Annotated in this window: 13 protein-coding genes and 1 pseudogene; 7 read left to right on the top strand and 7 right to left on the bottom strand. The window is 61.9% G+C overall.

The window, feature by feature from the left end:
- Positions 1-24 precede the first annotated feature (24 nt).
- Together BB934_RS43485 and nagA are read left to right on the top strand one after the other, a co-directional pair.
- Positions 25-1,038 carry an SIS domain-containing protein gene (locus BB934_RS43485; RefSeq protein ID WP_237050885.1) on the top strand — a complete coding sequence of 338 codons (1,014 nt, stop codon included), beginning with the start codon at positions 25-27 and terminating at the stop codon, positions 1,036-1,038.
- Positions 1,038-2,168, top strand: a complete 1,131-nt coding sequence (nagA, locus tag BB934_RS43480; RefSeq protein ID WP_099515783.1) for an N-acetylglucosamine-6-phosphate deacetylase — start codon at positions 1,038-1,040, stop codon at positions 2,166-2,168. Before BB934_RS43485 ends, nagA begins: the two co-directional genes overlap by 1 nt.
- Positions 2,169-2,574: 406 nt before the next feature.
- Here the strand turns inward: nagA and BB934_RS43475 are convergent, their stop codons facing one another.
- From BB934_RS43475 to BB934_RS43465, 3 genes are all read right to left on the bottom strand, one after another.
- A complete protein-coding gene (locus BB934_RS43475) occupies positions 2,575-2,769 on the bottom strand; it encodes a hypothetical protein (RefSeq protein ID WP_237050884.1) in 195 nt (64 codons plus the stop codon).
- Positions 2,770-3,025: 256 nt separating this feature from the next.
- Positions 3,026-4,525, bottom strand: coding sequence for an ABC transporter substrate-binding protein (locus BB934_RS43470; protein WP_099516126.1), 1,500 nt, complete (start codon positions 4,523-4,525; stop codon positions 3,026-3,028).
- A 243-nt stretch (positions 4,526-4,768) separates the two neighbouring features.
- Positions 4,769-5,320: a peptidylprolyl isomerase gene (locus BB934_RS43465; protein ID WP_099515782.1), complete on the bottom strand. Its 552-nt coding sequence runs from the start codon at positions 5,318-5,320 to the stop codon at positions 4,769-4,771.
- Between the two features lie 644 nt (positions 5,321-5,964).
- On the opposite strand from BB934_RS43465, the pseudogene BB934_RS43455 reads away from it, so the two are divergent.
- A pseudogene (locus BB934_RS43455) lies at positions 5,965-6,213 on the top strand (transposase); the annotation flags it as partial.
- A 348-nt stretch (positions 6,214-6,561) separates the two neighbouring features.
- Entirely contained in the window at positions 6,562-7,260 is a 699-nt protein-coding gene (locus BB934_RS43450; RefSeq protein ID WP_099515781.1) for an IS6 family transposase, read from the top strand.
- Between the two features lie 32 nt (positions 7,261-7,292).
- Here BB934_RS43450 and BB934_RS48155 read toward each other — a convergent pair whose 3' ends face one another.
- Positions 7,293-7,448 (bottom strand): hypothetical protein, encoded by a 156-nt coding sequence (locus tag BB934_RS48155; protein WP_157934691.1) that lies wholly within the window; start codon positions 7,446-7,448, stop codon positions 7,293-7,295.
- An 86-nt stretch (positions 7,449-7,534) separates the two neighbouring features.
- Between BB934_RS48155 and BB934_RS43445 the strand changes: the two genes are divergently transcribed.
- Together BB934_RS43445 and BB934_RS43440 are read left to right on the top strand one after the other, a co-directional pair.
- Positions 7,535-7,741, top strand: coding sequence for a DUF72 domain-containing protein (locus BB934_RS43445; protein ID WP_099515780.1), 207 nt, complete (start codon positions 7,535-7,537; stop codon positions 7,739-7,741).
- 48 nt (positions 7,742-7,789) lie between these two features.
- Positions 7,790-8,089 (top strand): hypothetical protein, encoded by a 300-nt coding sequence (locus BB934_RS43440; protein WP_099515779.1) that lies wholly within the window; start codon positions 7,790-7,792, stop codon positions 8,087-8,089.
- Between the two features lie 28 nt (positions 8,090-8,117).
- Here BB934_RS43440 and BB934_RS43435 read toward each other — a convergent pair whose 3' ends face one another.
- The 3 genes from BB934_RS43435 to BB934_RS43425 all read right to left on the bottom strand — a co-directional run bounded on the left by BB934_RS43435 (position 8,118) and on the right by BB934_RS43425 (position 9,148).
- A complete protein-coding gene (locus BB934_RS43435; protein WP_099515778.1) occupies positions 8,118-8,513 on the bottom strand; it encodes a response regulator in 396 nt (131 codons plus the stop codon).
- On the bottom strand, positions 8,513-8,818 hold the full coding sequence (locus BB934_RS43430; RefSeq protein WP_157934690.1) for a response regulator: 306 nt from the start codon (positions 8,816-8,818) through the stop codon (positions 8,513-8,515). Before BB934_RS43430 ends, BB934_RS43435 begins: the two co-directional genes overlap by 1 nt.
- A gap of 138 nt (positions 8,819-8,956) precedes the next feature.
- Positions 8,957-9,148: a NepR family anti-sigma factor gene (locus BB934_RS43425; protein WP_099515776.1), complete on the bottom strand. Its 192-nt coding sequence runs from the start codon at positions 9,146-9,148 to the stop codon at positions 8,957-8,959.
- Between the two features lie 396 nt (positions 9,149-9,544).
- Here BB934_RS43425 and BB934_RS43420 point away from each other — a divergent pair, with 396 nt between their 5' ends.
- Positions 9,545-12,946 (top strand): response regulator, encoded by a 3,402-nt coding sequence (locus tag BB934_RS43420; protein ID WP_418294849.1) that lies wholly within the window; start codon positions 9,545-9,547, stop codon positions 12,944-12,946.
- The last annotated feature ends 7 nt before the right edge of the window (positions 12,947-12,953 follow it).

Genomic DNA, 12,953 nt, shown 5'->3' with positions numbered 1-12,953 from the left:
GAGCGATTGAACAGGGGAACAAATATGCTGCGCGAGGCTCGGGAAGCGCCTCAGGTCGTCGCGCGCCTCATCGAGAGCAACGCGCCCCTGTGCCGTGACCTCGGCAAGCGCCTGCGCGCGTCTCCGCCGCCCTTTGCCGTCACCTGCGCGCGCGGCAGCTCGGACAACGCGGCGACCTTCGTCAAATATCTGCTCGAGATCCATTCCGGCCTCGTCACCGCCTCCGTCGGTCCTTCCGTGACCTCCGTCTACGAGGCGCGCCCGCGCATGCGCGATGCGCTCTTCCTCGCCGTGTCGCAATCGGGCCGCAGCCCGGACATTCTCAACCTCGCCCAGGCCGGGCGTGACGACGGCGCGCTGACGGTGGCGCTCGTGAACGACACCTCCTCTCCCCTCGCCTCTACCTGCGAGGTCGTGCTGCCGCTGCATGCGGGACAGGAGAAGAGCGTCGCCGCCACGAAGTCCTTCATCGCGGCGCTCGCCGCCGGGTTCCAGCTCGTCGCCCATTGGTCGCAGGACCAGGAGCTGCTCGATGCGCTCGACACCCTGCCCGATGTGCTCGCCAGGGCCTCAGCAACCGATTGGTCGGCAGCGGTTCCCATCCTGACGGAAGCCGACAACCTCTTCGTCGTCGGCCGCGGCGTTGGCTTCGCGGTGGCGCAGGAGGCGGCGCTCAAGCTCAAGGAAACCTCGGGCATCCATGCGGAGGCGATGAGCGCCGCCGAACTGATGCACGGCCCCTGGACGCTGGCGGGCGACCACTTTCCGATCCTGGTGCTCAGCCAGCAGGACGAGACCTTGAGCGGCGTCAACGATCTCGTGACGAAGCTGAAGGAGCAGGGCGTTCCCGTCATCGTCGCCGGAGCGGCGGAAGGCCCGGCCAGCGTGATGCTGCCCTCGGTCGAGGACGTGCATCCCTATCTTGCGCCGATCGCCCTGATCCAGAGCTTCTATCCTCTCGTGAACGCCACTGCCTTGGGCCGCGGACGCAATCCGGACAATCCTCCGCGCCTGCGCAAGGTGACGGAGACCCTCTGATGACCATTGCCCTGACCGGCGCCCGGATCTTCGACGGGTCGCACATGCTCGACGGCCGCGCCGTCGTCATCGAGAACGGCCGCATTCGCGCCTTGCCCGAGGAGAAGGATCTCGGCGCAGGTATCGAACGCCGGGCGGCGCAGGGCCTCCTCGCTCCCGGCTTCATCGACGTGCAGGTCAATGGCGGCGGCGGCGTTCTCTACAACGACGTGCGCAGCGTCGAGGGCGTCAGGACCATCGCGCAGGCCCACCGCGCCTATGGCACCACCGGGCTGCTGCCGACCCTCATCACCGATACCCGTGAGACCGTGGCGGAAGCGGTCGAAGCCATGCGCGCGGCGCTCGATGCCGGCATTCCAGGCGTTCTCGGCATCCATCTCGAAGGCCCCTTCATCAGCCCCGAGCGCAAGGGCGTGCACAATCCCGCCTTCATGCGTCCGATGGAGGATGAGGACATCGCCATCATGACCTCCCTGAAGAAGGGCCGCACCCTGGTGACCCTGGCGCCGGAGCGCAACGGCATGGACGCCATCGCGCGCCTTTCGTCCGCCGGCGTGCTGGTATGCGCCGGTCACACCGCGAGCGACTACGAAACGGTGATGGAGGCGATCCGTCACGGGCTGCGCGGCTTCACGCATCTGTTCAACGCGATGCCGCCCATGGCCGGACGCGATCCGGGCCCCGTGGGCGCTGCGCTCGACAGCCGGGATACGTGGTGCGGCCTCATCGTCGATGGGCATCACGTGAGCGATGCGGCCCTGCGCGTCGCCATTGCCGCCAAAGGCACCGAGCGGATGATGCTGGTGACCGACGCCATGGCGGTGACGGGGACCGACCTCGCCAGCTTCGAGCTGCATGGCCGGACGATCTACCGCAAGGACGGTAGGCTCACCACGGCGGACGGAACGCTCGCCGGCTCCGATCTCGACATGGCAGGCGCCGTGCGCAACGGCGTGGAGCGCCTGGGCCTCGCCCTGCCGGACGTGCTGCGCATGGCATCGCTGATCCCGGCGCAGTTCCTGCGGCTCGATCACGAGTTAGGACGCATCGCGCCGGGCTATCGCGCCGACCTCGTGCTCCTCGACGACAGCCTGAAGGTAGAAAGCACCTGGATCAACGGAAAGAGTTAGCACCGCCTCAAGCATGTGCATCCGCCCCGCTAGGCCCAACCGTCATCATCACATTGCCAAACGGTCGCCATCCAGACATGACGGTGCCGCTTGAAGAGCTTCGTGACTGCCTCGCGGAAGACCCTCAAGTTACGACGGCCCTGCAAATGCCGGATAAAGCTGCGACCGAGGGTTCGGCGGATGTCGTCCCGCCAATTCTGCGAGCACTTTCGCGCTGACGTTCGGCCATCGGCTCGTGATATGCATGTGGTGGAACGACCGGGACGCGGAGGCAGATGCTCTGCGCCGGCATGATTTCACACCAATCCTTTATCATCTGCTCACAGGACTGTCCCACCGCTTTGATGTTACGGAACCGTGTTGCATGGATCGGCTTGTGAACATACCGAGCCCATCCCACGCCTTTTCAGGCGATGCGGATGGACTTCGGGCGTCCAAGCTCAAGCATGCGGTTCACGGCATAAATTGCAACGGCGACTTCATTCGCGCGACGCCGGTCCACCCGCGAGCGCAGCGAATCGCCGATTACTCGTTTGAATCGGCTGATGGATGCCTCTACCAGGGCCCGACAAGTGTACCCAGTGCTCTTCTGCCAGCCCATGCGTCCATGCTCCTCGATGCTTTGGAGTTGCAGGTCGCGTTGGGTCGGGGCCCGACCTGTAGGGTTGATTGGAGCGCTTGGACGTTGGCGAGGCTCTAACGGCGGCCGGATGAAACTTCAGTGGCAGGTCACGCGAGGGGCTGCGGGAGATCGTCATTGCAGCGGAGGCTGAACTGCTTGAGCAATCGGTGGAGGTGCCCAGCATCAGGGTCGCGACACGGGATTTCCGGTGATGGGCCTGAAAATGCCATGTCGCCTATTTGGCCGGGTGCACGCCGCGAAGGCGGATCATACCGTCGGGATAGGATTTGAAGTCCGCGACACGGTTCGACACCGCGTAAATAAGAGGCGAATAATAGGTATAGATGATCGGCAGTTCGCTCTGCAGGATTCCCAGCGCTTGGTTGTAGAGGCTCTTACGAACCTCCACGTCCGGCGTGAGCCGCGCCTCGTTCAGCAGGCGGTCCACGTCAGGGTTGCAGTACTTGGAATCGTTCTGGGTTCCTTTGCAGGTCACAAACTGATGGATATTGCCATCGGGATCGATCCGGCCCGACCAGCCACTCAAGGAGGCCTGGAAGTTTCCTTTCTGCATGTCCGCTAGCATGGCTGAAAACTCCATCGGACGCAGGCTGATTTTAAATCCGGCCTCACCTGCCATTGCCTGAATCATCTCAGCCAAGGAAGCCGTTATTGTCGTATTGCCATAGGATAGTTCGAAGGCGACTTCAGGCTGCTTGGCTTGAGCCAGCAGAGCCTTGGCCTTCGCAACATCGCGAGTCGTAACCGGATATTGCTTGTCGTAATAGGGACTGGCTGGCGGGAATGGGTGCTGTGCAGGATCATAGAGTCCATGGCCAATAACTTCATTGATGACGTCACGACCGATGGCCGCCTGGAACGCCTGCCGCACAAGCTTATGTTTGCCAAGAGGGCCATCAGCCTGAGGGCCGGCTCCCACGTTGATCACGATGTTTTGGAATCCCAGCCCTGACAGGACGAGGAACTTTAGGTTCCTGTCGGCCTTCACGGCATCCGCATCAGATGGGTTCAGACGCTCCACAAGTTCGAGATCACCGGCTTGAAGATTGGCGAGGCGCACGGTCGTATCTGGAATCGGACGGAAGACTACCCGATCATAATGATAATCCTTGGCGTCCCGGTAATCTGCGAACTTCTCCAGCACGATCCTGTCGTTCTGGACGCGCTCCACGAAGCGGTACGGCCCGGAGCAAACCGGCTTACGACCGACATCCTGACTGTTGAAGGTTGCCGGAGAAAGCATCATGCCCGCGCGGTCGCTCAATTGTGCTAACAGAGTCGCGTCCGGCTGCTTCAGGTGCAGCACTGCGGTTGATGAATCGATGACCTCCACTCGGTCGACTGACCCCAGCTCTCCCTTGCGCTGGCTGTCCGGCAGCGTCAACGCCCGGTCCAGATTGGCTTTGACAGCCGCTGCGTCGAACTTCGTGCCATCGTGAAATTGTACGTCGGTGCGCAACTTGAATGTAAGTGTCTTGTTGTCGGCGCTCCATGACCATGCGCTTGCAAGTTGGGGGGCGATCTCCAGCTTGTCAGTGACGTCAACAAGTTTGTCGCAAAGCGAGGTGAAGACCATTCGCCCCACTGTGGTCCGGGCGCGATGAGGATCAAGGACATCTGCATCTTCCTGCACACCGATCCTGAAATCGGCTGCCAGGGTCACCTGGCTCGTGAAAATACCGACTGCCAGGATGGCCAAAAATCCATTGCGCATCATCACCACTCCACCGTCCTTTATTCCATGGAACTTGATAGTCCCGCCGGGCCTCAACCTTGTTTACGACGAGATGAGGCGACGACGCTGCGGGAAACCGGCGTCGGCAAGCGTGACTACCCGCAACGAACCTCTACTCTCCGTACAGAATAGTATCGCCTGAAACTCATGCCAACCGGACTTAGCGGGCTCAACTTCGATGCAGTTCTGGATCAGAGTCAATGCAAACTAAAACCTCCGCACTCAGATTCGTGTGACGGATTTGATCGGGATCGGGTGGGACAACTGATCGGTCGCATCCCCCGCCTGAGCAAAGATCGTCCGGACGACATCCATTCCGTCCACAATCTGGCCGAAAGCCGCGAAGCCTTGTCCATCCGGATTGCGGCGCCCGCCAAAATCCAGTTCAGGCTGATCCCCGATGCAAATGAAGAATGCAGATCCGGCGGTTCCTGGCGCGAGGCGCGCCATTGACAAGGTTCCGTCCAAGTGACGCAGCCCTGTTGCGGCGGTCGTCTCATGAGCGATTGGTGGAAGGGCATCTGTTTCTCGTGCGCTGGATGTGGGGATGCCGAATTGGACCACCTCTATCTTTGCCGGGGTCGTGTCAGGCTGATTGGCAAGGGTGACAATACGGTAGATCGACGAATTGGCGAGAAGGCCCTTCTCGACACGGTTGAGTAGATTGGCTGTGGAGATCGGCGCTTCCCTTTCGAACAACTGAGCCACAAAACGGCCGTACCTTGTCTCGAAAGCGACCTTGGGGTTACTCGCCGGCGGTGTCGTATGAGCCATGTTTGAGCTTATTCCTTAGGACGTTGTCTTCACTGCTAGCGAGTGAGCATAGCAGTTGCTCCCAGGCGGATCTACTCTGGAACCCTAGGTCACCGGGTAGAGGGCTTCAAGATAGGAATAGGCGGCCGCTGCCCTCTGTGCACGCTCGACCCTCTGCAAGGCGATGGTGATCCGAGTTGGATATTGAGCAGAATTGGTTGCGGCGTTGGCTTGGACTCCGTTAGATCAAGTTAGTCGAGGCGGTCTCGCGTTTTGGTCGACTGCTGAGCAGGGATCGTGCGGTCTCGGCTTCTTGTCTGCACCTCACGCCATCCAAGGATGCAAGCTTGGACTGTCTCCCCCGTTATCCCGTTCCGCCACTCGCCGTTTATGCGCTCACACAAAAATGGAACGATGTAGGTTCCAATATGATCCTCAGCCAGAATCTGCACCTGTAGGCCAGCGTCTGGATATCCGTCAGTTATGAAGTCCTTCAAACGGGCAATTCGTGTCACCATGCACTCGCTCCAACTTACGCTGACATGCCGGTCGATCAGTTTGGCGATGCTGGCGAGAGTCTTAGTGATACTTAGAACACCCGGAGTTAAGATGGACAAGCAGTAATACTCAACTTCGGCTCGCCTCTCATTCGAGGAGAATGGCTGTGGTTGGGCCTGACCACCCGACGTTACCAGTCGGGCGAGGTCGACTACGATGGTCATATCTCGCGCCGAGGCGATCGTCAGGTGCGGGGGCTGCTCTTCGAGGCCGCAACGGTCATCCTGACCCGCAGCTCGGCCGAGAGTGGCCTGCGGATCTGGGGCCTCAAGCTCCGGGAGCGGGTCGGCTTCAAGCGAGCCGCCGTTGCCGTGGCGGCGTTGTCATGTCTGGATGGCGCCCGTTTGGCAATGTGATTGTTGTTGACGTTTAGGCCTAGCGGGGCGGGTGCAGTCATGTCTCCGGCCTTTGAACGCGGTTCTTCATGACCACAGGCCCTGATGTTTTACGCTGGAAGCTGGTCCCTCTCACATTATCGCGCTCGACTGACGCAAGACAACGCCACGGGTTCTCCAGGTCCGGCGGTCCATACCGCTTTGGCTTCACATCATTCCATCGTCACCGTGCCAACTGGAATACCCTACGAGCAGATCGTCTGAACTGGTCGTCTATGCCGCCGGCGCGGCAACTCCGTTGCTCCCGGGGGCACCGTTGCATTAACCTTGGCAGTGTAGTGGCGGGCGGCTACCGTAGGAGCTGTCCTGTTGTCTCTGTTCAAGCGCCGCCGCTTTCCGGTTGAGATCATCCTTCTATGCGTGCGCTGGTATTGCAAGTATGGGGTCAGCTATCGCGATCTCGCCGAGATGATGCAGGAACGCGGTGTCGCAATTGATCCATCCACGATCTTCCGTTGGGTTCAGCGCTATGCTCCGGAGATCGAGAAGCGGGTGCGACCATACCAGGGACATCGTTCAGGCTCATGGCGAGTGGATGAGACCTATGTGCGAGTGGGCGGACGCTGGCGGTACTTGTTTCGAGCGGTCGATAAACACGGCCGGCTAATCGCCTCCATGCTGTCCCATCGGCGTGATACTGGAGCGGCGTATCGCTTCCTGCGCAAGGCTCTCAAGACCGTAAGCGACTATCCGCCATCCTCGATCACGACCGACAAGTTGGCGTTGTATCCGAAGGCAATCCGGCGCTTGCAGAACGAAGGGCTGCTGTCGAAAGATGTCGAGCATCGGACGTCAAAGTACTTGAACAACATCCTTGAAGCGGATCATGGCGCGCTCAAGCGCGTGATCCGACCGACGCGCGGCTTTCGCACAATGAAAACCGCCGCCGCGACCCTGAAGGGTTTTGAGATCATGCGTATGATCCGCCGCGGTCATTGCATCCAGCGGGAACGTCAGGCGACAGGCGAAGTCCGTCTCGTCAACAAGCTCTTCGGTCTTGCTGCCTGAGCGGCCCGTTCGACGAGATTTCTTTGCCCGTTTCAAGTTACTGCAACAGTGCCCAGAAGGCCGCCATGGAGTTCCGACGCGACCTTGTCAGCTGCGCCCTGAGCCGTCATGGGGTCGGGCAGATCCACTCCCTCCCTGTCCCGCATCAACGGGGCCTTGGAGCGCAGATGGACGTCGTAGCGGGGCATCAGCGTCCCCATCGTTCATGAGGCGGAGCCGCGGGCGGCTGGATACTAAACGTCAAGCCTCGGCCACTTGTTCGATCATAGAGCCGGTGAGATCCCGCACGGGTGAGGAACATCCATTTCACCAGGGATCTGCCTACAGCCCCGAATGCCTGTCAGCCATCGCGGAGGTGCTCGCCAGGGATGCCGCTGCGGGTGTCGAGACCTGGTTCATCTTCGACAACACGGCCGCCTTCGCGGCAACCGGTGATGCGCTCACGGCCAGAAGACTGGTGGAGGCCTGGGCTGAACCTTGACCGCGCATAGGCGTTGTCCCCTCTCAGACACAAGCAGGGGAACAGCCTTTGACCACTGATATCGTCGAGATCTACTGGAATGCACGCCCACATCTTCAACGTCTTGGCGTCAACCTTCGCCGCAGCGGGATCGACGACAGAGGACAGCATGTTCTGGCGGAGGTCCGCAAAAGCCTTGTCGAGGTGTTTCCCGGGACCCCCGTCCTGGTGCGATTTGCGGTGCATGCCAAGGCGCCGGCAAATGATCTCCGGATACTGCGCCGGGGCATCGAGCAGCTTGGTTGCGTAGATGAGGTCCGTGCCGCCATCGAGCACGCTCTCCAGCAGGCTGAATGCGAGGCCGCCTGACCACCTCGCTCCGGTATTAAGAACCCCTCTATGATCCTCGCTGCATCTGCATCAGTCCTGAGATGCTGTGCACCAGGGTGACGCCGTAATACGGCTTTGGCAGAAACCGGCCGTGATCCGGGATCTCGTCGGGATCCGGCTGCGCACGGCCAGAGGAGATCAGCAACAGGATGTGCGGCCAACGCCGGTGAACTTGCTCGGCCAGCGCCATTCCGTCCATCGAGCCCGGCATGTGCACGTCGGTGAACTGCACCTGCACCTCGTCGGAACGCGCCTCCAGCACCCTCAGTGCTTCGTCTGCGTTCACGGCTTCCAGCACCGGGAAACCGGCCTCCTCCAGTTCGTCCACTGCGGTCATGCGCACCAACGGCTCGTCCTCGACCACGAGAACCAGGGGTGCGACGGGAGCTTCGGAGAGTCCCATCAGGACACCGGCAGTTGCGGCTGGTGCACGGCCTTCTCGGCCTCGATCAGCACATCGAGGCCGCGCCAGGGCTTCGGCATGAAAGTGACGTAATCAGGCAGATCATCCAGTGCGTCGACAGCGGCGCCCGAGGTGAGCACGATCCGGATCGTCGGCCAGAGCGTGCAGGCCGCCTTGGCGAGCTGAACCCCATCCATCGAGCCGGCCAAGCGGATATCGGCGAAGATCATTGCGACGTCGCTGCCATGCTCCTGCAGATAATCCAAGGCAGCCTCCGCGCTCTCGACCACCAGTACATGCGGCAAGGTTTTATCCATCGCGGGGTGAGCTGACAGCCTTCCGGGATCGGGGCGATCCTCCTGCCGTCGAGGCATTCAGGCACATGGCCAGTGCAGCGAAGCCTACAAGACCAAGGCAGCTTGGATGAAGAGGCCGCGTTCTGGTCAGAGCTCTTTGCGCCCCAGCTCACGTTCGGCGCGCCGTAACGCAAGCAACAAGTCGATCTGGTCGTTGGGAATCGGCTGACCCTCGATTTCAGCGTAGACGGCTTGAAGTTGGGCTCCGATATGCTCCCGTGCGTCCGGTCCAAGCCGCGGACGCGTGATCTTCTGATCCGGATTTCCCTCGGTACTCATTGGGCTCCTGTTGGTACTGCGCCCCAAGCAACATCGGCTGCGAACCAGCCTTGTGATTTGCCCAAAATCATCCCGGAACATGGTTAACAGACCGTAAGCGGTTCTCCGCTCAGGGACTGAACAGGCGCACCGCAGATCGGCGCTCCCCACCCTTTGTATCATTCGACGCAGAACCCGCGAATAATTCAACCGCCGGAAATACGGCTCAACGGCAGCTCGTCAATGGCTCGCTCGCAAAGAGCATACCTGATGCGTACATAGCGAAACGGTCCTCATTTTCATCTGGATCGAGGCCTCGACGCTCGGTATACACCTCCGCTTTTGCAAGCTCGGGAGATCGTATCCTTGCCAGCGCCCACATCCGGAACCCCAGAGATCTTTGTCGGCAATGGCGAGATGGCGGCCCTGATGCGGGCCAAGGATTGGACCCAGACTCCACTTGGCCCTCCGGAGCGTTGGCCGGAGGCGTTAAAAGTCGCAACCCGGATCCTCCTCACCTCACGCTTCGAGATGTGGCTCGGCTGGGGCCCGGAGATCGCTTTTCTCTACAATGACGCCTATCGCCCCACTCTTGGCATCAAGCACCCGGATGGTCTGGCCCAGCCCACACGCGAGCTGTGGGCCGAGATCTGGCCCGATATCGAGCCTCGGCTGCGCAAGGTCTACGAGCAGGGCGAGGCCACCTTTGACCGTGCCCTGCTGCTGCTCCTGGAACGCCATGGTTACCCCGAGGAGACCTATCACACGTTCTCCTACAGCCCGGTGCTGGACGACGATGGCCAGGTCGGGGGCGTGCTCTGTGCCGTCACGGAGGACACGGATCGCATCATCAGCGAGCGCCGGCTCAGCTCGCTGCGCGTGCTGGCCGGCGGCCTGGCCGGTGCCGACAGCCGAACGGCCGTATTGGCCGCTGCACATGCCGGCTTGGCAACCAATCCGCAGGATCTCCCCTTCAGCCTCACATACCTCTTCGAGGACGATGGCTCCGCCCGCCTTGCCTTTGCCACTGGGCTCCCGTCGGGTCATCCCGCCGCGCCCGAGCGTCTGGATCGCTCCACTTCCAGCCTATGGCCGCTCTACAGGGCCGACGCCGTGGTCGATCTCTCCGGCCTCGCAGACCTGCCCACCGGCGCCTGGAACCGCCCTCCGACCCAGGCGGTGGTTGTTCCGCTCATCGGGCAAGGTGGCGAGGCCCCGGTCGGCGCCATGGTGGTCGGCCTCAACCCGCACCGGCTGTTCGACGCCGACTATCTCGGCTTCCTGAAGCTGCTCGCCGGTCAGATCTCGTCCGGTCTGGCGAGCGCCGATGCCTTTGAGGCGGAACATCGGCGCGCGGCGGCCCTGGCCGAGGCGCTCGGGATGCGCCAGCAAGCGGCTAAAGCGCTGGAAGAGGTCAATGCGCACCTTGCCTCCGAAGTCGAGCTCACGACCGCCGAACGTGACCGGCTGCGGGCCCTATTCCAGCGGGCGCCCGGCTTCATGTGCGTCCTTCAGGGACCGGAACACATTTTCGAGTTCATGAACGAGGCCTACCAGCAGCTGGTCGGGCATCGTGACCTGACCGGCCTTCCAGTCCGACAGGCCCTGCCTGAGATTGAGGGACAGGGGTTCTTCGAGATCCTGGATGAGGTCTATCGGACGGGCGAGCCCTTCATTGGCCGCAGCATGCCGGTCGATCTGCAACGGGAGCCGGGCACTCCACCCGAAAAGCGCTTCGTCAACCTCATCTACCAGCCGATTGTCGAAGCCGATGGTTCCATCTCGGGGATCTTCGCCGAAGGCCATGATGTCACGCATCAGGTGCGGGCTGAAAACGCCCTACGGCAACTGAACGAGACGCTGGAACAGAAGATCCGGGAATGCACGCTTGAGCGCGACCTCGTCTGGCGCATGAGCCAGGACCTTTTCCTGCTCTGCGGCCTCGATGGGCTCTACCGCAGCGCCAATCCAGCCTGGTCTGCGGCGCTCAGCTATGAGCCTGCGGAACTCTTGGGCATGCGGTTCGATGCCCTCGCCCATCCAAGCGACCTTGTTGCGGCACAGATGCAGTTCGAGCGGCTGGCCGCAGGCCAGATTGTCCGCGACTTCGACATGCGCATGCGGGCCCGGGACGGCTCGTACCGCTGGTACAGCTGGTACTGCGTTCCTGAAGGCGATCAGTTCTACGCCGCCGGCCGCGACATTACCGAGCGCAAGCGGTTCGAGGAGCATCTGCGCAGCTCGCAGAAAATGGAGGCTCTGGGTCAGCTGACCGGCGGGGTGGCGCACGACTTCAACAACCTGCTTCAGGTGATCAGCGGCAACCTTCAGCTTCTTTCCAAGGATGTCGCCGGCAACGAGCGGGCCGAGACGCGGGTGCAGAATGCGCTTGCCGGCGTCTCGCGCGGCTCTAAGCTGGCCTCCCAGCTCCTGGCCTTTGGCCGGCGCCAGCCGCTGGAGCCAAAGGTCGTGAATGTCGGCCGCTTCATCAAGGGCATGGACGACATGTTGCGCCGGGCCCTCGGCGAGGAGATCGAGGTCGAGACCGTGGTCTCTGGTGGTCTCTGGAACGTCCAGGTCGATCCGGGGCAGATCGAGAATGCCATTCTGAACCTGGCGATCAACGCCCGCGACGCCATGAACGGCCAAGGACGCCTGACGATTGAGGCAGGCAACGCCCTGCTGGATGACCGCTATGCCCTCCAGAACGATGCGCCGGCAGGCCAATATGTCATGCTCGCGGTCACCGACACCGGCAGCGGCATTCCGCCCGAGATCCTGGAGCGCGTGTTCGAGCCCTTCTTCAGCACCAAGCCGGAGGGCAAAGGGACCGGCCTCGGCCTGTCGATGGTGTACGGCCTCGTCAAGCAGTCCGGTGGCCACATCAAGATCTACAGCGAGGTTGGCCAGGGCACGACGGTGAAGATCTATCTTCCCCGCGTGCACGAGCAGGAGGACATGCTGACCGATCTTCGCACCGCACCAGTCCGAGGCGGGAGCGAGACGATCTTGGTGGTGGAGGATGACGACGACGTGCGCGAGACTGCGGTCGCGCTCCTGTCGGACCTTGGCTATCGCGTGCTCAAGGCCCGTGACGCGGCGAGCGCCCTGACCGTCATTGAGAGCGGGATCGAGATCGACCTCCTGTTCACCGATGTGGTCATGCCCGGTCCCCTGCGCAGTCCCGAGCTGGCACGTAAGGCAAAGGCCCGCCTGCCGAACATCGCGGTGCTGTTCACCTCCGGCTACACGGAGAACGCGATTGTGCATGGCGGGCGCCTCGACCCGGGCGTGGAACTCCTACCAAAGCCGTATACGCGTGAGGACCTGGCGCGGAAGATCCGACATGTGCTCGCGAACCAGCAGCAGCGCAACCAGGCCGCCAGCCGACCCTCCCAGCCCTCAGTGCCTGCCGAGGCGCCAGTCCCGACGCCGGAGACGGCTGTGACTTGGACTGTCCTGCTGGTTGAGGATGACGATCTGATCCGGAGCAGCACAGCCGAGATGCTGGCAGATCTCGGCCACACGGTCATTCAGGCTGCCGACGCGGCAGCAGCTCTGCGCGCGTTAGAAGCCAATTCCATTGATATCCTGGTTACTGATGTCGGACTTCCTGACCTGTCCGGGGCAGAACTGGCTCGGCGCGTCCTCCAGACCCGGCCTGATCTGAGCGTGGTCTTTGCAACCGGCGATGAGGCCATGTCCGCCGGGCATGAGCTTGAGACCGCAGTTCTGTTGATCAAACCCTACAGCGAGCCCGACCTGGCACAGGCTTTGGCTGCAGCGGTCTCTAAACTGCGCTTGGAGGCAGCGCAGTGAGTAGCCC

This window comes from Microvirga ossetica (assembly GCF_002741015.1).
Lineage (GTDB): Bacteria > Pseudomonadota > Alphaproteobacteria > Rhizobiales > Beijerinckiaceae > Microvirga > Microvirga ossetica.
This window is presented reverse-complemented; position numbering and strand designations above follow the sequence as displayed.